This window comes from Bacillus sp. R86525 (assembly GCF_042466195.1).
GTDB classification, from domain to species: domain Bacteria; phylum Bacillota; class Bacilli; order Bacillales; family Bacillaceae_G; genus Bacillus_A; species Bacillus_A nitratireducens.
On record NZ_JAXHPX010000006.1, the window covers coordinates 45,861 to 67,108 of the forward strand.

Here is a 21,248-nt window from a genome sequence, read left to right on the forward strand (position 1 = left end):
TTATTGTAAAATGAATAGTACTTTGTATATAAACTAAGTGATTCTTAATCTTATTCTAATAACAACAGAAAAAACCAACTAAAATAGAATTGGTTTTTTCCTTTAAGTTGATGTAAAAACAAATATAATAAAAGATAGGTGAGAATTAATTATAACACATTTCCTAAAGAGTAGTTGTGTCAGTTGATTGAACATTCATCCTTCCTTTTTTACCAAATAAATATCTAAAATACATCCCTTAATTGACAAGGGATGTATTTTAATCGAGAAGTAAATCAATACTATAGATTTAGAAAGTAAATATTTTTTTATTATTAACTCTACTAACTTTTTATAAGAAAACATAAAAAAGAGGTAAGAAGGTTTATCTCGAAAAAAATTAGCTTTAGTTTTATTTCATCTGTGATATTCGGACTTGTTCATAGTTTATTTACTATACCAGTAATAAGCAATATATATATAATATCATCACACCTATTTGAATTAGTAGTAGTGCATGCTGCATAATTTATTTTGGTTCTTATTTATTAACTGTCAATTCTTATTTTAAAACTGTGTGTAAATAAAGATTAATAGATTTTTGATGCTATTTCATTAAATTAGAAAAAGGAATATATAATTATCCGCTAATTGAACCACTCTCACTTAGCACTCTAACGAAATGTTTGAAGTGGCAGATTCCTGCTAATACCGATGTGTCCACCAGCTATCTTAGCGGGTTCTGTCTATAGTTCCTACGCTGAGAACTGAAGTATCTTGTGCGTTGACGTAACTTTGACAAGTATGAGACGATAAAACATATTTTTTAAAATGCCCCTGAAAATAATTATAAATCTTTTTTTGCATATAACTTCAGTGATATTATCATTGATATAATGCTAATAACTATTGAAATGAGGAAAGGCATCCATACCATGATAATTGATGGGAATGGAAGAGGGAGTGTAAAATTCAGATGGCTCAACTGAATTTCTTTTATAAGAGTAGGAGCTACAAAAGGTATCAAAAAGACAACAATAAAAGAAATCATTCTCGTTTTATCAAAACCAAATTCAAATTGGAAAGGGAGTAGTATTCCAAACAAAATACTAACAACTAGGAATGTTATTCCGAGAGCGTTTATACTAAGATTCTCGATACCAGATGGCATAATAATTGAAGTTATCATTTGAATAATTGAGGCACAAAGAAAAACTACCAATAGAAAGAGATATTTTGCTTTTACAAAGGCACTTCTAGTATATGGTGTTGCACAAAGTAGAGCTGCTCCTTTGTATTGGTCTTCGAACTTGGATATTGTACTAAACAAAATATGCTCCATAAAAACTACTGTTAAAAGAAAACCAATAAGCCCACCATCGTTGAGTTGTAATTGAGTAGAAAGGTAGATTGGTGCAATGGCTGCAAAAACGAGTAAAATAGAAAAATATTTTTTTACTAACAGTATGTCTTTTACAACAAGATTAATAAGCATAGTGGTTTCCTCCAATATAAGAAAGCATTATATCTTCTATAGTTGGTCTTTGCATCAAAACGCCAGGCATAAGCCGACACACATCATCAATTTTATGAGTAATCCCTTCAAATCCATATTTAGTTTGACTCAAATTTAAAAAGAGTTTTTTTGTTTGATTATTAATCAATTGATTATCACCTTTTACTAATGCATGTGTTTCCACTAGTACATCTTTTTCTTCATCAATTAAAATTTGACCATTATCTATTAAAATAATCATGTCTGCTATTTTATCTAGATCTGAGGTAATATGAGTAGAAAAAAAGACACTCTTTCCTGGTTCTTTCATAAAATCTAGAAGTATGTCTATCAGTTCACTTCGAACCAATGGATCAAGCCCACTTGTGGGTTCATCCATTATTAATAGATCTGCGTGGTGGGATAAAGCCAGAGCAACTGCAAATTTCATTCGCATTCCTTTGGAGAGGGTAGAAATTTTTTGTCCTAGATTTAAATTAAATAGTTTAATATACTTTAAAAAAACTTGCTCATCCCATTCGGTATAGGAAGGGGCGATTACATTTTTCATTTCTTTTAATGTTAATTCATCGTAAAAATACCCTTCGTCTAACACGACACCAATTTTATTTTTAGATTTTCGTTCATGTTTATCTATATCCTTTTCCAAAAAATTAATTTTACCTGAATCTTTCAGTACGAGCCCGAGGATAGCTTTAATAGTAGTAGTTTTCCCGGAACCATTAGTACCAATAAAACCAGTTATACAGTCCTGGTTAAGTGAAAATGTCACGTCTTTTAATGAAAAATTCTCATAAGCTTTGTTTAGATTTTTCACTTCTAATACTGTATTCATTCTTCATTTTCCTCCTTTAAGATTAAATCTAACATCGAATAGAGTTCTTCATTATGGATTCCAATACTTCGAGCCATTTTACACACCTCTGTCAATTTTACTTCAACCATATGACGCTTAGATTCCATTAATAATTCTAAGTTTGTAGATGCTACATATGTACCTTTCCCAACCCTAGTAATGATAAAACCTTCGGATTCTAGTTCTGCATAAACTCTTTTTGTAGTTAACATACTTACATGTAAATCATTAGCCAATACACGGATTGATGGTAATTGTTCACCTTCCGTCAATTCATTATTAAATATAGAATCTTTAATTTGTTCCTTTATTTGTTGATATAAAGGTTGATTTGATGCATTATTTAAAATAATTTTCATTAAAATACCTCTCCATCGACAAGTGTGACTGTGTATGATACACACCATACACACCATATACAGTTGAAATTATAAGTTATTGAAAATGGTTTAACAAGTTATTTTGTTACAAAGTTCACAAAAGTTTCATTTTAGAAAAGTTTATAACGAAACCCTCATATAAATTTCTTACTTTTTATATTAAAAAATGCTAAAATCCTAAGTTTTAGATACTGGGGGAGAGAATCTTAAATGGTGGGGTTATATTAATGACTTGTGAGACATATGAAAAGGAGTAGTAAATATGTAAAAATAAAAATAGGGGTTAAGGATAGATGAAAACAAGCTATTGCTTCATTGCTGAAGTTGCTAGCTTGTTTATCAAGTTCATCTATAAAACTTTGTTTTTTTATTGTTTTTTAAAATAATTCTAGTGAATCTTTCAAGAATGAAAGGAATTGACAAATAGAGATAAGATAATTGATGTGTAAAATAAAAGAGAAGAAATAAGATAACTATTGCTAGTAGGCTAATCACTTTAAAAATAAATAGAATTTTTTTTGCTTGCATAAATATCCTCCTCTAAAACCTTAAATTCATTTTCAAAAAAAATAGCATTTTTTAACTGTGCTTCTATTGTTATTAATCGTGCCAATTATTCATTAAATATTTCTCTCATCAAGAAAATATAGTTTGCTGTTTAGCAAGTTAAGCTTTCATTTTAATTAAGTTATGTCTAATACTATTAAGATTTATTTATATATCCTCTGAATGAACTTTTTATATGTTTATTTGGATATAAATCATTAATCATTGCGTATGGGCTTCCATTCCAGTATCTTACTACAGGTGTCCATAGTCTATGACTTTTAAGCCACTGCATTGTGTATTGCTGTAATAATTGATTATCTGTCAGCTTCTCTTTTTCCTCAATTGTCCACCGTAATGCATCTAGCGCTTTTTCTCTCGTCCAAAAACCATTAGGAGTCATCTTAAATTCCCATTCTTTAAATTGATTGGGATATAAATCATTAATCATTGCATATGGACTATCATTCCAATATAATTGACAGGCTCCTTTCAATCCTGATTGAGCTAACCATTTATTTTCGTATATATTCTTCAATTGATCCAGATTTAATTTTTCTTTTTCTTCAATTGTCCATTTCAGTGCTTGTAATGTTTTTTCTTTCGTCCAAAATTTATTAGGAGCCTTAGTAAATTCCCATTCTTTAAATCGATTTGGATACAAATCATTAATCATCGCATAAGGGCTTCCAGCCCAAATCACCCTTAAAGGTGCACTTAGTCGATGTTCATTTAACCATTTTTGCCCATAAATTTGTAAGAGTTTTTGTGGTGCTAATTTCTCCTCTTCTTCAATAAACCATTTTAATAATTGTAAGGCCTTTTCTTTCGTCCAAAAATTTAACGGTGTCATTCTAAATTCCCATTCTTTAAATTGATTGGGATATAAATCATTAATCATCGCATATGGACTATTATTGTATTTATGCTTCAATACGCCACGTAATCGATACTTTGCAATCAATTTGTTATTCCAATTCTGTTTTATCTCTTCTTCGTTCCAATTCAAAATTTTTATTATTAAATACTTTGTTACTCTTCTTGCCATCTCATTATTTTTATCTAATTTCCAAGTGTTGGGTGGAAATCTATTCCTTTTTCCATCTAAAATCTCCTGATAGATGTCCTCAATAGTATTTGTGTTCGTCTGCATCTTAAAACCTCCTCTTAATTGTATATACAGTTAAAAAGATTTTATATTAGGACTTGTATTCATACTGTTGAAAAATATAAACCCTGTCTTAACTTGAAAAAGCTGATTTTTAATCAAATTATAGTAATGTAAAATAAGAATTACCTATAGAAAATATGTAGTTTCAGGTAAATGAAAGAATAGATTTGTATATTATTATTTTCAATTCATAAAAGACATCAATCTGAAAAGAAAGATGTCCTTTATTTAATAGTATTACGGTTTATTTAATTACTTTCCATAAAGCTAATGAGAAAATCCAATTTGGATCACCATATCCTTGATAATTTTGAACTGCTTCATATATTTTACCTTGATGTTCTACTCTGTCTCCTTTTTTATATGCAGCATACGAATCCCATGCCTTATACTCAGAAGATGGGGTATCTTTTGTTGTGATTTTGATTTCATTACTCGCAACTGAAACTTTTCCTTGAGTATCTATAGCTTTTACCATATATCTATATTCTGTACTAGCCAGTAAATTTTCATCTGTATAGTAAGTTGAAGGACTTGTAGCTATTTTCGTACCGTTACGATAAACCTCATACTCTTTTATACCAACATTACTTATGGATTTTTCCCATATTAAATGAACACTGTTTGTAGTAGTTTCTGATGCTTGTAATCCTGTTGGAGCTGTTGGAGCTACTTGTTCTGGATTCTCTTCCTTTGTTGTAACTGAAACTTCATTGCTATTTTTTGACTTATTTCCTGCTGCATCTGCAGCTTTAATTGTAAAATTATATTTTGTATTGGCTTGTAACCCCGTATCTTCATAACGTGTTGTTTTTGTTGTTCCTACTTTTTTTCCATCACGATAAACTTCATATTCTTTCACACCAACGTTATCTGTGGAAGCTTCCCACTGTAACTCAACAGTTGTTGTTGTTTGACTAATAGAGCGTAGGTTAGAAGGAGCTGTTGGAGCTATTACGTCAATTTCAGTACTACTATTAAAAGCAGAAAATAGTTTAGAAAAGGCACCATCGTCTACATCGGGTAATCCGGAAGCATCTCCAGTTGCCTGACCGATTTGCCAACTTTCAGTAGCTTTTTTATCACGATACACTGACCACATACTAATTTCCCCAATACCTTTTTCTTTGGCAAATTGGAACAATTCTTTTGCATTATTTAATGTGAAAGTTTCATTTTGAGTATCGTTCTTTCCTATCATAGGTGTAACAGCAATCATTTTCCAAATATCAGAATCTTTAATAGTATTTTTATATAAATTGGTTAATTGCCCATGCAAGCTATTAATAGCATCTATCGCAGCTTGTCCCATTTGTTGATTTTGTTGTCCGTAATCCATAGTCATAATATTAATAGAATTTAAATCTACATCATGTTTTATAGCGCTTTGGATCACATTTATTCCATCATTAGTTAGACCATAAGGCATTACTGGTAAGGTATATCCAATCTTTACATCTTTACCCTCGGCTTTTAATTCCTTTTGTAATAACGCAATTGCTTTTGATCTTCTTTCGATAGATTCTGGGTGAGCGACTAAGACTCCTTCAATATCAAAATCCATGTGTGTTAAATGTAATGTGTTAATTACACTTTTATAAGCATCTTTTAATTTATTCACATCTGTAATAGCTGCGGCAAGATCCGCACCTAATCCAGGGATATTACCAGCATTTGCTCCACCAAAAGATACTTTAACATCTCCACCTATTTTTCTAATTTGTTTAATTTGATCATCTAAGTTACCATCTCCAATAGGGGTATGACTTCCTCCCCATACTGGATTTCCATTTTTATCAGCCACTATAAACGAAAGCGTAAAGAAACTAGTATTTGTTTCTTGGGCATATTTTAATAGATTTTGAGGATTCATTCCGTTATCTACATATGGTGCAAAAACATGGGTTGGCCAAGTTATTCCTTCACCAAATAAATCATTTGGATCGCTATTGTCGGGTATATATTCTGAACCAGTATATAATTCCCATCCACTAAATTGTTGGGTAGGTAATGTACCTGCATTTACCCAATATAAAGAATGATAAATCTTACCTTCATATGTAACGTAAGATCCACCTGGATAATCTTTATTTTTATTCCAAAATGGCGCTACTTGTTGTTGAGATTTTGCTATATTTTCTTGAGCGTACGCAAACGGGTGGCTAATGGCTTGGGATGTAGGAACTATCATAGTTAATGCTGCAGCTGTTTTTGCAAGAGTACGAAATGGACGTTTTTTTATAATCATAATAATATCTCCTCACTTCTAATTTATAATTTCAAAAAAACAAATTATATTTGGCATTATATAAATTCTTTTAATATATATTTTGAAGAATTATTGCCGTAACTCCGGATACTGATATAAAAGTATGAATGTCTTTGATATTTTTAGTTAATGCTAATTTTTGTACGTGATGATTACCCTCATTTAGTAGGATAACAACTTACAAAAAATGAAACAAATTAGAGATAAATATAATAATATTTATTCAAAAACAATATATTTTTTCTCATAAACTACAGAAAATCGAATTAAAATATATATATATATACCATTTTTGTAAAGTGGGAATTGATAGTAAGCTAGAAGTAATATAAATGTACACAAAAGTGTCGATTCTAATAATCTAGTTTGGCTAAAAAAATTTATCATTTTAGCCAAGAAGACTCTTTCCTCAAGGAACGCGAAGTGAGTAGGTGGGAGATGAATTGGCTTCGGACAAGGGATGGCAGTAAGCCATCTTAATTGTTCGACATACATAAATTGTTACTTCACTAACTATCGAATGTATGTTTGTTATATAATAGACGCATACCGAAATGGAGGTGAAATGAATGATGATTAATAAAGCATATAAATTTCGTATCTATCCAAATAAAACACAAGCGATCCTAATCAATAAAACGATTGGTTGTTCTCGTTTTGTATTCAATCACTTTCTATCTCTATGGGATAATGCATACAGAGAAACAGGAAAAGGTTTGACATATGGTACATGCTCTGCCAAGCTTCCTGCCATGAAGAAAGAGTTTGTTTGGCTAAAAGAAGTGGATAGTATTGCGATTCAGTCGTCTGTTCGAAACCTTGCGGATGCTTATACACACTTTTTCAAAAAACAAAACAGTGCCCCGCGTTTCAAATCTAAGAAAAACAACGTACAATCTTACACCACAAAACAAACAAATGAAAACATTGCCGTTATAGGAAACAAAATGAAATTGCCAAAACTAGGTCTTGTTCGATTTGCTAAAAGTCGTGAAGTAAAGGGGCGTATTTTAAATGCTACAGTTAAACGGAACCCTTCTGGTAGATATTTTGTGTCACTATTAGTTGAAACAGAAGTACAAGAACTTCCAAAAACCCAATCTTACATTGGAATAGATGTAAGACTAAAAAATTTTGCCATTTTGTCAGATGGAACATCCTATAAAAATCCAAAGTTTTTCCGATCAATAGAAGAGAAGTTGGCGAAAGCACAGCGTGTTCTCTCTAGAAGAAGGAAAGAATCTTCTCGCTGGAATAAACAACGAGTAAGGGTAGCTAGAATGCATGAATACATGGTAAATGCTAGAAAAGATTACTTGGACAAAATCTCAACTGAAATCATCAAAAACCACGATGTTATCGGTATAGAAGATTTGCAAGTATCGAATATGTTAAAGAATCATAAGTTAGCAAAAGCAATTAGTGAGGTATCATGGTCACAGTTTCGAACTATGTTGGAATACAAAGCAAAATGGTATGGCAAACAAGTCATTGTCGTATCAAAAACATTTGCTTCAAGCCAATTATGTTCTTGTTGTGGATATCAAAACAAAGACGTTAAAAATCTCAACTTACGTAAATGGAACTGTCCTTCTTGTCTTACACACCGTGATAGGGATATTAACGCAAGTATCAATCTAAAGAATGAAGCGATAAGGCTTCTAACCGCAAGGACTGTGGAGCTAGCCTAATAAATTAGAGTTCGATAGAACTCTTTACTTAGGAATCCCCCACTTCTAAACGAAGTGAAAGTGGGGGTAGTTCAATAATTATATCTTTTTAGTATTCTCATAAAAACTATAGGATGTTTGAAAAATTGACACATAGATTTTTTGTTTTTATATGTTAAGATGGTGTTGCTAACCTATTGTTTATAATAAAAACAGCTTATTTTATTATCAAAAGTATAGGACTAGAAAAAACCTCATAAAGAGGTTTTTTCTTATTTCTATATTTATCTTTGGTGTAAAAATTCAGTTGCAAAATTAATTTTGACATAATGCTATGTTTTATTTAAATTTTTCGTGCTTTTATATGTTGGATGAAGTCTTCAAATTATCTCATGATATATATATAATTTTAATGTTTATATAGTCTTTAATATAGAGTATTGTTATTTTGCTAATTTATTAAAATTACACATACAAAATTTAATGATGTGTAATATACATCTAATTAAATTTGTGCAAGATAATTATTTTAATTTTTTTAATTTATACTCAGTAGCATAAGCATCAGCAGCAATAATTGCATCAAAAACCATTTCTGGTGAAATTTCAAATGGCATATTATGTATAGTTTCACCATCTTGACAGGAAGCTTCTGCCACTTTCATTAATTCTTCTTTACTTGCACCACCTAAGTTCAGATCTTCAAGTGTAGTAGGTAAGCCAAGTTTGATACAGAAATCAATGTAGTTATATAGTTCTTCAGTTGTCCAAGATTCCAATGCCATTTGTACTAATGTACCAAATGCAACCTTTTCTCCATGCATTAAATCATGAGTTTTATCATGTAAAACAGTAAAACCATTATGGATGGCATGAGCTGCAGCTAATCCGACACTTTCAAATCCAAGGCCACTAAGCAAGGTGTTTGCCTCTATTACAGCTTCAACTGCTGGAGTAACTGTGTTTTGTTTAACTGCTAAAAGAGCAGCTTCTCCGTATTGGAATAAGGTATCCCAGCAGAGTTCTGCAATCTTAGCAGCTGCTAAGGTAGATAGTCCTCCAGCCATAGCGGGTTTTCGTGATTCTAAATTTGCTCTAGCCTCAATCCATGTAGCCATGCCGTCGCCAATCCCAGCAGCTAAAAATCTGGATGGAGCTTGTGCAATGACTTGGGAATCTACTAAAATAATATCCGGATTTTTTAAATAAAATTTGTATTTCTCAAATACTCCATCATCAGAGTAAATAACAGAAAGAGAACTGGTTGGTGCATCTGTTGAGGCAATTGTGGGAACGCTTACAACTTTAGCCGAAAGAATTTCTCCTACTGCTTTTGCTGTGTCTACTGATTTACCACCACCAATACCAATGATTACATCAGCACCAAATTCTCTTCCAATTTTCTCAATTCTTGCAATTTCATTTTCAGAACTTTCACCATTAAAACCGACTTTTTCAAAGCTTAGATTTTGTTTATGAAAGCTTTCCATAACTTTTTCACCAACAAGATGCCAAACACATTCATCTGCAATAACTAATAAATTGGTTCCTAGAGGTTTTACATACTCTCCAATTTTTTCAATTACATTTCTTCCCTGAATATATTTTTGCGGGCTAATTAGAATACGTTCCATGATAATCACTCCTTGATTTTTTAGTAAGTAAGCTGAAAATCTAGCCTTGAATCTAATATTATCAAAATTCAGAGTACAGAATTATGAATATTTTATGTATATTTTTCGTCTGTTATATGACGGGTTAGAAGATAGTGTTATGATTATCAAAAATAAAATACTATTTCTTAGGAAAGATAAAATGGTAAAAATAGTATTAAAAACCTATATTATCAGGTTTTGTATAAATAATCTTTTTATATAAAAGTTGGGATTTTAATAATGAAAATAAAAACACATAAAATTCACTGGTTGAATTTTATGTATTTTTATGCGTGTATTATTATGAAATGGGGTCTTATGATGCAAAGGATTGAAATTAATATTCATACTACAAATGGCCTACATGTTCGAGCGGCAGCTACACTTATTGCAAAGTTAAATACTACCATAAAGGATACGCGTATTTTAAAGAAAATTTTTATTTTATATAAAGGAAAAAAATCTCCTATTACGAGCCTCTTATCCGTTGCTTCTTTTAAGATAAAAAAAGGTGATAAAGTTATTATTCAATTTGAGGAAGAAGTAAGTATGTCCATTATAGAAGAGATAAAAAATTATTTGGAAGAAGAAAAGGTTAACTATATTGAACAAAATCAAACAGATCACCTTCTTTTGGAAAATTTTATAGCAATTGAGGAGATTTTTTCTAGGCTCTCACATGGACTTGTTGTCGTGAATAAAGAGAACCTCATTACCTATGTTAATAATGAGGGAGGAAAATTACTTGGAATGTCAGTTGAAAAATTATTAAATCAACGAGCTGATTTAGTAATACCTCATTCTAGGCTTCATCATGTACTACAAACTGGAAAGGAAGAAATTGCACAAAAGCAAGTAGTAGGTAAGCAAGTTATTATAACAAACAGAACTCCTATTATTTTAAATCAGAATATTGTTGGGGCTGTCGCTTTATTTCAAGATATATCTACAGTAGAAGAGTTGATTGAAGAGCTGAAAAGAGTAAAAGAGTTAAAAAAACAATTGGAACTCATTCTGCACTCCGTAAAGGATTTAATAGCACTAACCGATTCAAAGGGACGTTTTATATATTGCAACCCTGAAATGAAAGGATTTCTCAACAGTTTAGATAATCCAAATAAAGTTCAATTCATTTCCGGGATTAAAAAGTGGGAATTGTGCATCAAATCTCAAAAATGTATTCCACAATTACTAGATTTTAAACGAGGAAATTCCTATATTGCAAAATTAAGTCCCATATTGGTAGAAGAAGAATTATGTGGAACAATTTTAACAATGAGTCCATTTCATGAAACACAATCATTATTTGATCAATTGATTCGTGAAAAGAATAAGGTATTTAGAGAGTGAATTGTCGAAATATAAAAAACTAAACGACTCTTTCCCGGAAATTATTGGATGCAGTGATGCTTTAATGGAAACGCTCTTTATTGCGAATAAAGTTGCGAAATCAGATTCTACGATTCTTATTACTGGAGAGAGTGGAACAGGAAAGGAACTTATAGCTAAAGGTATTCATAAAGTTAGTTCGAGAAAGGATAAGCCGTTTATTCGAGTAAATTGTGCGGCAATCCCTCCTAATCTTATTGAAAGTGAATTATTTGGTCATGAGAAAGGAGCATTCACTGGAGCACTTCATATGCGAAGAGGTAAGTTTGAACAAGCAAATAACGGGACGATCTTTCTAGATGAGATTGGGGACTTAAAGTTAGATCTACAAGTAAAATTACTACGTATTTTACAAGAAAAAGAAATAGTTAGGGTTGGAGGAGATAAGACTATAAAACTAAATGTTAGAGTACTAGCAGCGACTAATGGAAATCTACAAAAGATGGTTCATGATAGGGAATTTAGAGAAGATCTGTATTATAGACTCAATGTAATCCCCATTCATATTCCGCCACTTAGAGAAAGAAATACAGATATTCAATCATTAATTGAATATTTCAGGGCACACTTCAATACTTTGTTAAATAAAAAAATAAATTCATATACCGATGATTTTTTACATGCCCTGATGAAATATAATTGGCCTGGAAATATTAGAGAATTGCAAAATGTGATTGAACGGGCCATGAACCTAAGTGAGAATGATGCACTTGAAATTGGAGATTTACCAGACAATATTAATTTGAATTCTCAACAAAATGGTATTATAAATAATCAGATTGAGAACACAGAAACAATTTTACCTATTGATAGGCTAAAAGTTCAAAATATCATTGTAATTTCAAGGGGATAAAAATTGGCACAATAATTGCTTAAAAAGTAATGTAAGAAATTTTTAGAGAAAGGAATAGAAGCTTATGAAGAAATTTATTAATAATCCAGAAACAGTAGTTAGGGACATGATTGATGGAATGTTGTTTGCGCATCCGGATAAACTACAAAATTTGCCGGATACAAATATAATCATTCGAGCTACTAGTCCATTTCAAGGTAAAGTAGCCATTGTAAGTGGAGGCGGGAGTGGCCATGAACCAGCGCATATTGGATTTGTTGGTAAAGGGATGCTTGATGCAGCAGTAGTAGGCGAAGTTTTTACTTCTCCAACACCGGACAAAATTTTTGAAGCAATTCAAAAAGTAGATACTGGAAGCGGTGTCTTATTAATTGTAAAAAACTACTCAGGAGACATAATGAATTTTGAAATGGCTGCTGAAATGGCTGAAGCAAAGGGAATACCAATTGCTTCAGTAATTGTTAATGATGATGTTGCTGTTGAGAATAGCTCCCATACTACCGGAAGAAGAGGAATTGCTGGGACAGTATTTGTACACAAAATTGCTGGAGCGCTGGCTGAAAAAGGAGCTTCGCTTAAAGAAGTTGAAGATGTTGCAAATAAAGTGATTGCTAATTTACGTAGTATGGGTATGGCATTAACTACTTGTACTGTACCGTCAGTTGGTACATCCGGTTTTGAAATTGGTGAAAATGAAGTAGAGGTCGGCATGGGCATCCATGGTGAACCTGGAACTCACCGTATTAGTATGACATCAGCTAATGAAATGGCTGAACTTCTTTTAGAACGTATTTTAAGTGATATACAATTAAAAATTGGTGACAAAGTCGCAGTTATGATAAATGGTTTAGGTGGGACGCCGTTAATGGAATTGTATATTTTAAATAAAATGATTAACACAATTTTAAATGAAGCTGGTATCGATATCTGTAAAACATACGTTGGAGAATATATGACAGCAATTGATATGGCCGGATTTTCTATTACTATATTAAAACTAGATGAGCAACTGATTAATTTACTTAATGAGCCGGCAAATACGACTAATTGGCGTGTACAATAGGAGGAACCAACATGAATATTACACCAAGACATATTATCAATTGGATGCAACTCACAGCCAAACAAATAGAGTATCAAAAAGAAAACCTAACGCAACTTGATCAATTAATAGGTGATGGAGACCATGGTATTAATATGGATAGAGGTTTTAAAGAAGTTGAAAAAAAGATATTATATACCGCTTATGATGATATTGGAGATTTATTTCATGATATTGGAATGGTACTCATTTCAAAAGTTGGGGGTGCATCAGGCCCATTATATGGAACGGCATTTTTAAGGGCTGGTAAAGTGTTAAAAGGAAAAAATAAAATTACAATAGATGAACTGGGTCATGCTTTGCAAGAATCTGTAAATGGTATTTGTCTAAGAGGAAAAACTCGGATAGGTGATAAAACAATGCTTGATGTTTGGGATCCTGTTTTGAAATATATACAACGACATGGAGAAAAAATAAAACCTTTTGGTCTTATCATATTTGCAAGAGAACAAATGGAAAAAACTAAGCCATTATTAGCTAAAAAGGGACGCGCTTCCTTTTTAGGAGAACGGTCTATTGGTCATTTGGATCCTGGAGCAGTCTCATCTTTTATTATCTTTGAAACACTATGCTTATCTCTTATAGGTGAAAAGGATATTATTAATGAACTTAGGGAGCAATTATGATGAGTAATGTGGGAATAGTTTTAGTTTCTCATAGTCATCAATTAGTAGCAGGATTAAAGGTTTTACTAGCGGAATTAAGTTCCAATGTTTCCATTGTTTCTGCAGGAGGAACAGATGAAGATGGAATAGGGACAAGTGTTAGTAAAATTAAAGATGCTATTAAGTCTATTTATAACGACCGAGGTGTAATTGTATTTCTGGATTTGGGAAGCGCTCTAATTAATACTGAATTAGCTATAGAGTGGTTAGCAGAAGAAGGACTAAATCAAATAAAAATAGCAGATTCACCATTAGTAGAGGGCTCTTACGTAGCAGTTGTTGAATCAGGATGTGGAAAAACACTAGAAGAAATATATAAAGCTGCATTTGAGGCGAAAAACAGTATAAAAATATAAAGGGAGCTTGTCTTATGAGAATCGAAAAAAATTTAATTGTAACTCGTAAGGGCGGAATTCATGCAAGACCAGCAAGTGAAATAGTAAATGGATTAAAAGATTATAACTGTTCGGTTGAATTTATGTTTAATGGTAAAAAAATAAACGCAAAGAGTATTATTCAATTAATGGGGTTAGCAATAAAAAAGGGAACAGGATTACATGTAATTCTTGATGGGGAAGATGCTGAGGATGCCCTTGTGTTTATACAATGGTTTTTAAAATAACAAAGGAGGTCGTAAAATATGTCTCCTTTTATGGGGGAATTAATTGGAACCTTAATTCTTATTCTATTAGGGAACGGGGTTGTAGCAGGTACTTTGCTGAAAAAATCCAAAGCACAAAATTCCGGATGGGTTGCAATTACTCTTGGCTGGGGATTAGCAGTTACTTTTGCTATATATATAGTAGATAACATAAGTGGTGCACATTTGAATCCTGCAGTTACAATTGCTTTTGCTTGTATAGGGGTATTCCCTTGGAGTGAAGTTCCTTCCTATATTGGTGCTCAGTTGATTGGAGCTTTTTTAGGTTCAATATTTGTCTGGCTCCAGTATTTTCCGCATTGGAGAGAAACTGAAAATCAAGAAATTATATTGTCGGTGTTTTCTACAAGCCCTGCAATAAAAAGCTGGTCGTCCAATTTGTTAAGTGAAATTATTGGCACCGCGGTATTTGTATTTTCAATTTTAGCTATGGGTCATAATAAAGTTACAGATGGGCTCCTTCCAATATTAATAGGAGCGTTAATAGTATCTATAGGTTTATCTCTTGGCGGAACAACTGGATTCGCTTTAAATCCAGCTCGAGATTTTGGGCCAAGACTAGCACATCAAATCTTACCAATATGTAATAAAGGCTCCTCTGATTGGGGTTACGCATGGATCCCCATAATTGGTAGTACCATAGGAGGAATTATAGGAGCTATATGTTTTCAATGGCTTTATTAAGCAATTAATATATTAAACTTCTATTAGAAAGTAATTAGTTAACCATATTTACTATTGATCATATAATGCAAAGGTATATAATAATTTTTCTACTCTATTCGATGGGCAAACAAAAATAAAAACATCTCTTTTAGTTTCAATAATTGATGATCCATACAGTAATAAAAAAATCGCTGTCATTAAAACCGATGGAAATAATATTAGTGCAAATAAATCGATAGAAGGATTAACAGATGAATATGGACATGAGGCTTGATATATGTCATCTGTTATAAAATGGGCTTCATCTTATAACATTGGAATGGAGTTAACAAATGAAAACTCTCAATTTTATAAAATTTCGCCAATAAATACGATAGACACAAAAACTATGACTTCCTCTATTGGTTATAATATAGGGGGAGAAATAAAAGTAAGTGATAAAGCGGATGGTGGGGGTGTGTCTTTAAAATAAAGTTTGATCAAATTGATACTAATAACCTTGATAAAGGATTATTGAAAAGAGCGTGTTTTGAAAAAAAGTTTGATCAAAACACGCTATTAATATTTTCAGTTTGATTATTTCTTATCTATGTTGCTCCACAATCGCACCCTTTAATTGAATAAACCACTAATTATTTTAGCTGTGATTATGGAAAGGAAAATGAAACTAAAGCATCTGATAGTTTAAGTATAATGCTTTACAATATAAAAAAATATGCCTTTTGAGGTGTCATTGTTAATTGATTAATAATACAAATTGTTACAACTTCATTTAAACATTATCGTTTTTAACCTCTTGCATAACTTTATTGGAACTTTTTCTGTGATCGAAATATTTAGAAATGCGAATTTTATATTCGAGGTTATTTTTATAGTCTTCGGAAAAAACACAAGCATAGAGAAGATCTAAAAGAAAACAGATGGATTCATTCGAACTAAAACTTCCTATTTTTGAATACAATTTCTCCCTAGTGGTAATTCGCAAAATACAATCAGCGTATTTTGTTAGGGTATTTTCTCCAATACTTGTTAAAGCAATGACAGGTACTTTCTTTCTCTTGAGAAATGGCAACAAACCGACAATATCCTCACTTTCCCCACTATAAGATATTACAATTGCACAAGTTTCAGTATTAGAATTTACTGCTTCAAAATGAGGATCAACTGTGCATAGACTGACATGTTTTCCAATTCGGTTCATTTTCGATTTAAAATCATGACAAATCAATAAATTATGATACATAGAAAATACTTTAATATGAGCTGCTTGATCCAACATATTAGTTGCCCTTTGCAAATCATCATGATTTAAGAGAGACAAAGTATCGCTAATAGTTGTCTGATTCAATAAAGCCATCTTATTTGCAACGGTCATGATACTATCCCGATCGTCAAAAGGATAATTAGCATCAATAGAAGAGAAATGACTATTTAGATATTCAATTTCGCTAAGAAAACTATTTTTTAATTCCACCCATCCACTATATCCTAGTTTTTTAGCAATTCTAATTAAGGTGGATGGGTGAGTATAAGTTTCTTTAGAAATTTGTTTAGTTGTTTTGTCTTTAATATTTTCTCTCTGTTTAAATAAATATACGATTATTTCACTTTCAGATGAAGAAAAAATATCTTCTTTCATTTTCTCTATCAGTAACATATCTAATCACCTCTATTAATATTTCCGTTTGTAAATTTCATTTACAAAATTGATTTGATTTTGTAAATGAAAATGTAAATGAAGAATGATTTCATCTTTATTATATTGATTATATTTCTCCTTATTTTATACTACAGGTAAGAAAGGAGGAAGTAACAATCTATTTAATATTACTATCCCCATTCTTAAATTTAATTTACAAATTTTTTGTTTTTATGTAAATACAGCAACTAAAGAGAAATTCTCACTTTCTTAATTGGGATTAAAAGATAACAAAAATGAAAAGAGAAAAAGGGGGAAAAATAAAATGACAAAAGGTATAAAAATTGTAACGATTGGTGGGGGCAGCAGCTACACTCCTGAATTAATGGAAGGGTTTATTAAAAGATATGAAGAATTGCCAATTAGAGAAATGTGGCTTGTTGATATTGAAGATGGGAAGGAAAAACTTGAAATTGTTGGTAAGATGGCTCAAAGAATGTGGGACGCTTCTCCATATGATGTCAAAGTCCATTTAACTTTAGATCGTCGTGAAGCATTAAAAGATGCTGACTTTGTTACTACCCAATTTAGAGTTGGCTTACTAAATGCTAGGATTAAAGATGAAAGAATTCCTTTATCATATGGGATGGCAGGTCAAGAAACAAACGGGGCAGGTGGAATTTTCAAAGCCTTCAGAACGATTCCTATTATTTTAAGCATTGTGGAAGATATGAAAGAATTATGTCCGAATGCTTGGTTAATCAACTTCACAAACCCAAGTGGAATGGTTACGGATGCAATTATTCGTTATGGTAAATGGGAAAAGGTTATTGGTTTGTGCAATGTTCCAGTTAATGCCATGATTGCTGAACCAGAATTAATAGGAAAAAACTTGGATGAGCTAATATATACTTTTGCTGGCTTAAATCATTTTCACTGGCATCGAGTTAAAGATTTGACGGGAAATGATGTAACTTCCGAAATCATCGAAAAATTGTATGATGGAGATTCCGGTATACCGTCAAATATTTTTGATGTTCCGTTTTTTAAAGAACAATTGAAACAGATGAACATGATCCCTTGCGGCTATCACCGTTATTATTACCGTTATGACGAGATGTTAGAACATTTGCTTGAAGAATACAATGATTCAAACGTTGGAACAAGAGCCCAACAAGTTAAACAGACAGAAGCAGAACTATTTGAATTGTATAAGGATCCTAACTTAAATTATAAACCTGAACAGTTGGCTAAACGTGGAGGCGCCCACTATTCAGATGCTGCATGTGAAACCATTGCTTCCATCTATGCAAATAAAAATACACACATTGTAGTTTCAACAAAAAATAACGGTGCTGTTCCAGACTTGGCTCCGGACGATGTTGTGGAAGTTTCTGCATATATTGGTGCTGCAGGAGCAAGACCAATTGCTTTCGGTACGCTTCAACCGGCTGAAAGAGGATGGCTGCAAGTAATGAAAAATATGGAACTATGTGTAGAAGAAGCAGCAGTAACCGGTGATTACGGATTAGCATTACAAGCGTTTATAATAAACCCGTTAATCCCTAGCGGCGAAACAGCAAAACGTGTACTAGATGAACTATTAATTGCACATAAAAGATATCTGCCACAATTTGCTGAAAAAATTGCGGAGTTAGAAGCTGTAGGGATCACAGTAAAAGATGAAATAGCTAGAAATTTATACTAATAGTGTCCAAAATCAAAAAGTGGTGGCTTAAAAAGCATTAGATTCGCTCTTATGATGCTTGTACGCATTGCTGATGGCAAATTTATTGAGAAAAATTCTTATGTTGGTATACATGACATTCTCCCCAGCTTGGCGTTAACGCCTTACTCTCTAATAGATAAATGTGTATCAGTTTCAATATAGCTAATTATGAGATCCTTTAAGGGTCTCTTTTTTTGTTCTAAGGCTAATAATCCAACATTTAATATGACTAACATGATATGTGTATAAGTATCCATAACTTTTAGAAAAAGACAATCTCTACTATAGTTGACGTTACATGAGTTAAATTTGATATCGATGTGACGCTATATAAAAATGAAAATATTATTCATAAAATGTTCAATTTATATCTATTGTGAAAATTTTCACAATAGATATAATGTATATATATAAACATAACTGTTTTAGGAATTATTGTGTTTATTCTTTTTAAGAACTGATAAATGAGCTGCTTTCATATTATTATATTTATGCGCCAGAATTCTATAAATATAATCGTGATTTTTTAGATACATACTCTCTCTAAATTTGATAAAATATTCAGTTTAACCAAAATTAAAAATGCTAATGACAAATGTTCCTTTACGACGGGCCAGCTCTTCTATCAACACATATAAGATGTTTTCCAGAAAGCAGCTTCTAGGAAACGCATGATTCGTAAGAGAGTTTTATTGTTTTTTATTTGCTATTTAGCCAAAATGTATAAGGTAAAGGTGATGAGGAGAAGTACATTTCCATTTGTATTAACAACTTCAAGAAGGAGAAAACCATTCTTTTTGCAACTTTGTGTGCAGGCGATATAAACCATCTTATCAGATAGAGCGTCAATGTTTTTAGTGAATGGAATCGATTTCATTTCGCGAATAACAGTGCTTTTCTTTAGTTGGAAAAAGGGGAAATATGTATAGTCTGTCATTTAATCAAATTTTCCGTAAGTAACATATGCGCAATTAAACACATACATGGCATCTTTATCATTCACAGAATTTCAAATTGATTTCTTTCATATTCGATTGCATTTATACTCATGTTTTTTCGAGATAAATACTTCCCTTATCGATGAGGAAAGTCGCAAGTGGAGTTTCACTCTTATTTTGGTTTGTTGGAACTCAGTCTATTTTTAGTTGATTAAGTTTAGAGTAAGCGTATATAAATCAAAAATTTTCAATAGCATGTTCTTTCTATGATTTGAAAGCGTTTTCTTTTAGTGGATTATTTTATAAGATTACGAACCTTTTCCGCAAGAAATTATGTGTTTTAAGTAATGATTTGAAAGATGGTGAATTGAAGACTCGCAAACTCATTATCAGTAGTAAAGAAATTTTATGAAAAAAATGAGCTTTAAATAGCCTAGGGGGTGGTTTTCTCAGGGATAGAAAAAGTTGTTTTTTAATAGTTAAAGATTGATGAAACGAAGAAGAAAAGTTGTGTTGGTTGCGTCTATACGGAAAAAAATTAGGATGAAATATTTAGGAGGTATAGAGATGGTAGGGATTATCCTAGCAAGCCATGGCCAATTTGCTGAAGGCATTTTACAATCTGGCGCAATGATTTTTGGAGAACAAGAAAATGTTAAAGCTGTTACCTTAATGCCTAGCGAAGGTCCAGGCGATTTGAGGGCGAAAATGGAAGCTGCAGTTGCATCTTTTGATAATCAAGATGAAGTATTATTTTTAGTCGATCTATGGGGCGGTACTCCATTCAATCAAGCTAATGGCTTGTATGAAGAACACAAAGACAATTGGGCGATCGTTGCTGGTATGAGCTTACCAATGGTGATTGAAGCTTATGCATCTCGTTTATCAATAACGTCTGCTCAAGAAATCGCAGCACAAATCGTTAAAACAGCAAAAGAAGGGATCAGGATTAAACCTGAAGAGCTGGAACCCAAAGAAAATACTGATACTGCAGTTGCTAAAGATGGAAAAGCAAAAGGCAGACTTGCTCCCGGTACAGTAGTTGGTGATGGGAAAATCAAGTTCGTTTTAGTCCGTGTGGATTCTCGTTTATTGCATGGTCAGGTAGCGACCGCATGGACAAAGTCTACACAACCAAATCGTATTATCGTAGTTTCAGATGCAGTGTCTAAAGACGATCTTCGTAAGAAATTAATCGAACAGGCGGCACCACCAGGGGTTAAGGCCAATGTTATTCCAATCAGCAAAATGATTGAAGTTGAAAAAGATCCCCGTTTTGGTAATACTAATGCACTAGTATTATTTGAAAACCCACTAGATGTCCTAAGAGTTATAGAGGGTGGTGTGGATATTAAAGAAGTTAACGTTGGTTCTATGGCCCATTCAACTGGAAAGGTTGTTGTAAATAAGGTACTTTCTATGGGAAGAGAAGATGTTGAAGCTTTCGAGAAAATGAAAGCAAAAGGCATTCATTTTGATGTACGTAAAGTACCTAATGATTCCCGTGCCAACATGGATGACATTCTAAAAAAAGCGAAGGTTGAATTAGCATAGTGACATAGCA

Annotated in this window: 18 protein-coding genes; 11 read left to right on the forward strand and 7 right to left on the reverse strand. The window is 32.2% G+C overall.

All coding sequences use genetic code 11. The annotated features are described in order from the left end of the window. Positions 1-826: 826 nt before the first annotated feature. The 5 genes from SJY24_RS01365 to SJY24_RS01385 all read right to left on the reverse strand — a co-directional run bounded on the left by SJY24_RS01365 (position 827) and on the right by SJY24_RS01385 (position 6,696). The gene (locus SJY24_RS01365) at positions 827-1,474 is read right to left on the reverse strand and encodes an ABC-2 transporter permease (protein ID WP_377863468.1); all 648 of its coding nucleotides are present in this window, start codon (positions 1,472-1,474) and stop codon (positions 827-829) included. Continuing rightward, a complete protein-coding gene (locus SJY24_RS01370; RefSeq protein WP_377863469.1) occupies positions 1,464-2,330 on the reverse strand; it encodes an ABC transporter ATP-binding protein in 867 nt (288 codons plus the stop codon). Before SJY24_RS01370 ends, SJY24_RS01365 begins: the two co-directional genes overlap by 11 nt. Next, positions 2,327-2,710 (reverse strand): GntR family transcriptional regulator, encoded by a 384-nt coding sequence (locus tag SJY24_RS01375; protein ID WP_377863470.1) that lies wholly within the window; start codon positions 2,708-2,710, stop codon positions 2,327-2,329. Before SJY24_RS01375 ends, SJY24_RS01370 begins: the two co-directional genes overlap by 4 nt. A gap of 724 nt (positions 2,711-3,434) precedes the next feature. Continuing rightward, positions 3,435-4,430, reverse strand: a complete 996-nt coding sequence (locus tag SJY24_RS01380) for a DUF4046 domain-containing protein (RefSeq protein WP_377863471.1) — start codon at positions 4,428-4,430, stop codon at positions 3,435-3,437. A 262-nt stretch (positions 4,431-4,692) separates the two neighbouring features. Then, positions 4,693-6,696, reverse strand: a complete 2,004-nt coding sequence (locus SJY24_RS01385; protein WP_377863472.1) for a fibronectin type III domain-containing protein — start codon at positions 6,694-6,696, stop codon at positions 4,693-4,695. A gap of 590 nt (positions 6,697-7,286) precedes the next feature. Between SJY24_RS01385 and tnpB the strand changes: the two genes are divergently transcribed. Further along, positions 7,287-8,408, forward strand: coding sequence for an IS200/IS605 family element RNA-guided endonuclease TnpB (gene tnpB, locus SJY24_RS01390; RefSeq protein WP_377863473.1), 1,122 nt, complete (start codon positions 7,287-7,289; stop codon positions 8,406-8,408). 503 nt (positions 8,409-8,911) lie between these two features. On the opposite strand, the gene SJY24_RS01395 is transcribed toward tnpB, so the two are convergent. Then, a complete protein-coding gene (locus tag SJY24_RS01395; protein ID WP_377863474.1) occupies positions 8,912-10,021 on the reverse strand; it encodes a glycerol dehydrogenase in 1,110 nt (369 codons plus the stop codon). A 261-nt stretch (positions 10,022-10,282) separates the two neighbouring features. Here SJY24_RS01395 and SJY24_RS01400 point away from each other — a divergent pair, with 261 nt between their 5' ends. From SJY24_RS01400 to SJY24_RS01435, 8 genes are all read left to right on the forward strand, one after another. Further along, the gene (locus tag SJY24_RS01400) at positions 10,283-11,392 is read left to right on the forward strand and encodes a PAS domain-containing protein (RefSeq protein ID WP_377863475.1); all 1,110 of its coding nucleotides are present in this window, start codon (positions 10,283-10,285) and stop codon (positions 11,390-11,392) included. Between the two features lies 1 nt (position 11,393). Next, on the forward strand, positions 11,394-12,284 hold the full coding sequence (locus SJY24_RS01405) for a sigma-54 interaction domain-containing protein (RefSeq protein ID WP_377863476.1): 891 nt from the start codon (positions 11,394-11,396) through the stop codon (positions 12,282-12,284). 64 nt (positions 12,285-12,348) lie between these two features. Next, the gene (gene dhaK / locus SJY24_RS01410; RefSeq protein WP_377863477.1) at positions 12,349-13,347 is read left to right on the forward strand and encodes a dihydroxyacetone kinase subunit DhaK; all 999 of its coding nucleotides are present in this window, start codon (positions 12,349-12,351) and stop codon (positions 13,345-13,347) included. Between the two features lie 11 nt (positions 13,348-13,358). Further along, positions 13,359-14,012, forward strand: coding sequence for a dihydroxyacetone kinase subunit DhaL (dhaL, locus tag SJY24_RS01415; protein WP_377863478.1), 654 nt, complete (start codon positions 13,359-13,361; stop codon positions 14,010-14,012). After that, positions 14,012-14,407 carry a dihydroxyacetone kinase phosphoryl donor subunit DhaM gene (gene dhaM / locus SJY24_RS01420; RefSeq protein ID WP_377863479.1) on the forward strand — a complete coding sequence of 132 codons (396 nt, stop codon included), beginning with the start codon at positions 14,012-14,014 and terminating at the stop codon, positions 14,405-14,407. Before dhaL ends, dhaM begins: the two co-directional genes overlap by 1 nt. A gap of 14 nt (positions 14,408-14,421) precedes the next feature. Further along, entirely contained in the window at positions 14,422-14,673 is a 252-nt protein-coding gene (locus tag SJY24_RS01425; protein WP_088040731.1) for an HPr family phosphocarrier protein, read from the forward strand. An 18-nt stretch (positions 14,674-14,691) separates the two neighbouring features. Further along, positions 14,692-15,396: an MIP/aquaporin family protein gene (locus SJY24_RS01430; RefSeq protein WP_377863480.1), complete on the forward strand. Its 705-nt coding sequence runs from the start codon at positions 14,692-14,694 to the stop codon at positions 15,394-15,396. A gap of 259 nt (positions 15,397-15,655) precedes the next feature. Further along, positions 15,656-15,850: a leukocidin family pore-forming toxin gene (locus SJY24_RS01435; protein WP_377863481.1), complete on the forward strand. Its 195-nt coding sequence runs from the start codon at positions 15,656-15,658 to the stop codon at positions 15,848-15,850. 300 nt (positions 15,851-16,150) lie between these two features. Here SJY24_RS01435 and SJY24_RS01440 read toward each other — a convergent pair whose 3' ends face one another. Further along, the gene (locus SJY24_RS01440) at positions 16,151-17,035 is read right to left on the reverse strand and encodes a MurR/RpiR family transcriptional regulator (protein ID WP_377863482.1); all 885 of its coding nucleotides are present in this window, start codon (positions 17,033-17,035) and stop codon (positions 16,151-16,153) included. 307 nt (positions 17,036-17,342) lie between these two features. On the opposite strand from SJY24_RS01440, the gene SJY24_RS01445 reads away from it, so the two are divergent. Next, positions 17,343-18,725, forward strand: coding sequence for a 6-phospho-beta-glucosidase (locus SJY24_RS01445; protein WP_377863484.1), 1,383 nt, complete (start codon positions 17,343-17,345; stop codon positions 18,723-18,725). Between the two features lie 1,526 nt (positions 18,726-20,251). Then, positions 20,252-21,238, forward strand: coding sequence for a mannose/fructose/sorbose PTS transporter subunit IIA (locus SJY24_RS01450; protein ID WP_377863485.1), 987 nt, complete (start codon positions 20,252-20,254; stop codon positions 21,236-21,238). Positions 21,239-21,248 lie beyond the last annotated feature (10 nt).

Coding starts and splice junctions, on each gene's coding strand:
- SJY24_RS01375 (WP_377863470.1), bottom strand. CDS start 2,710: ATGAAAATTATTTTAAATAATGCATCAAATCAACCTTTATATCAACAA.
- SJY24_RS01425 (WP_088040731.1), top strand. CDS start 14,422: ATGAGAATCGAAAAAAATTTAATTGTAACTCGTAAGGGCGGAATTCAT.
- dhaM (WP_377863479.1), top strand. CDS start 14,012: ATGAGTAATGTGGGAATAGTTTTAGTTTCTCATAGTCATCAATTAGTA.
- SJY24_RS01385 (WP_377863472.1), bottom strand. CDS start 6,696: ATGATTATAAAAAAACGTCCATTTCGTACTCTTGCAAAAACAGCTGCA.
- dhaL (WP_377863478.1), top strand. CDS start 13,359: ATGAATATTACACCAAGACATATTATCAATTGGATGCAACTCACAGCC.
- SJY24_RS01400 (WP_377863475.1), top strand. CDS start 10,283: ATGAAAATAAAAACACATAAAATTCACTGGTTGAATTTTATGTATTTT.
- dhaK (WP_377863477.1), top strand. CDS start 12,349: ATGAAGAAATTTATTAATAATCCAGAAACAGTAGTTAGGGACATGATT.
- SJY24_RS01435 (WP_377863481.1), top strand. CDS start 15,656: ATGTCATCTGTTATAAAATGGGCTTCATCTTATAACATTGGAATGGAG.
- tnpB (WP_377863473.1), top strand. CDS start 7,287: ATGATGATTAATAAAGCATATAAATTTCGTATCTATCCAAATAAAACA.
- SJY24_RS01395 (WP_377863474.1), bottom strand. CDS start 10,021: ATGGAACGTATTCTAATTAGCCCGCAAAAATATATTCAGGGAAGAAAT.
- SJY24_RS01445 (WP_377863484.1), top strand. CDS start 17,343: ATGACAAAAGGTATAAAAATTGTAACGATTGGTGGGGGCAGCAGCTAC.
- SJY24_RS01380 (WP_377863471.1), bottom strand. CDS start 4,430: ATGCAGACGAACACAAATACTATTGAGGACATCTATCAGGAGATTTTA.
- SJY24_RS01430 (WP_377863480.1), top strand. CDS start 14,692: ATGTCTCCTTTTATGGGGGAATTAATTGGAACCTTAATTCTTATTCTA.
- SJY24_RS01370 (WP_377863469.1), bottom strand. CDS start 2,330: ATGAATACAGTATTAGAAGTGAAAAATCTAAACAAAGCTTATGAGAAT.
- SJY24_RS01450 (WP_377863485.1), top strand. CDS start 20,252: ATGGTAGGGATTATCCTAGCAAGCCATGGCCAATTTGCTGAAGGCATT.
- SJY24_RS01440 (WP_377863482.1), bottom strand. CDS start 17,035: ATGTTACTGATAGAGAAAATGAAAGAAGATATTTTTTCTTCATCTGAA.
- SJY24_RS01365 (WP_377863468.1), bottom strand. CDS start 1,474: ATGCTTATTAATCTTGTTGTAAAAGACATACTGTTAGTAAAAAAATAT.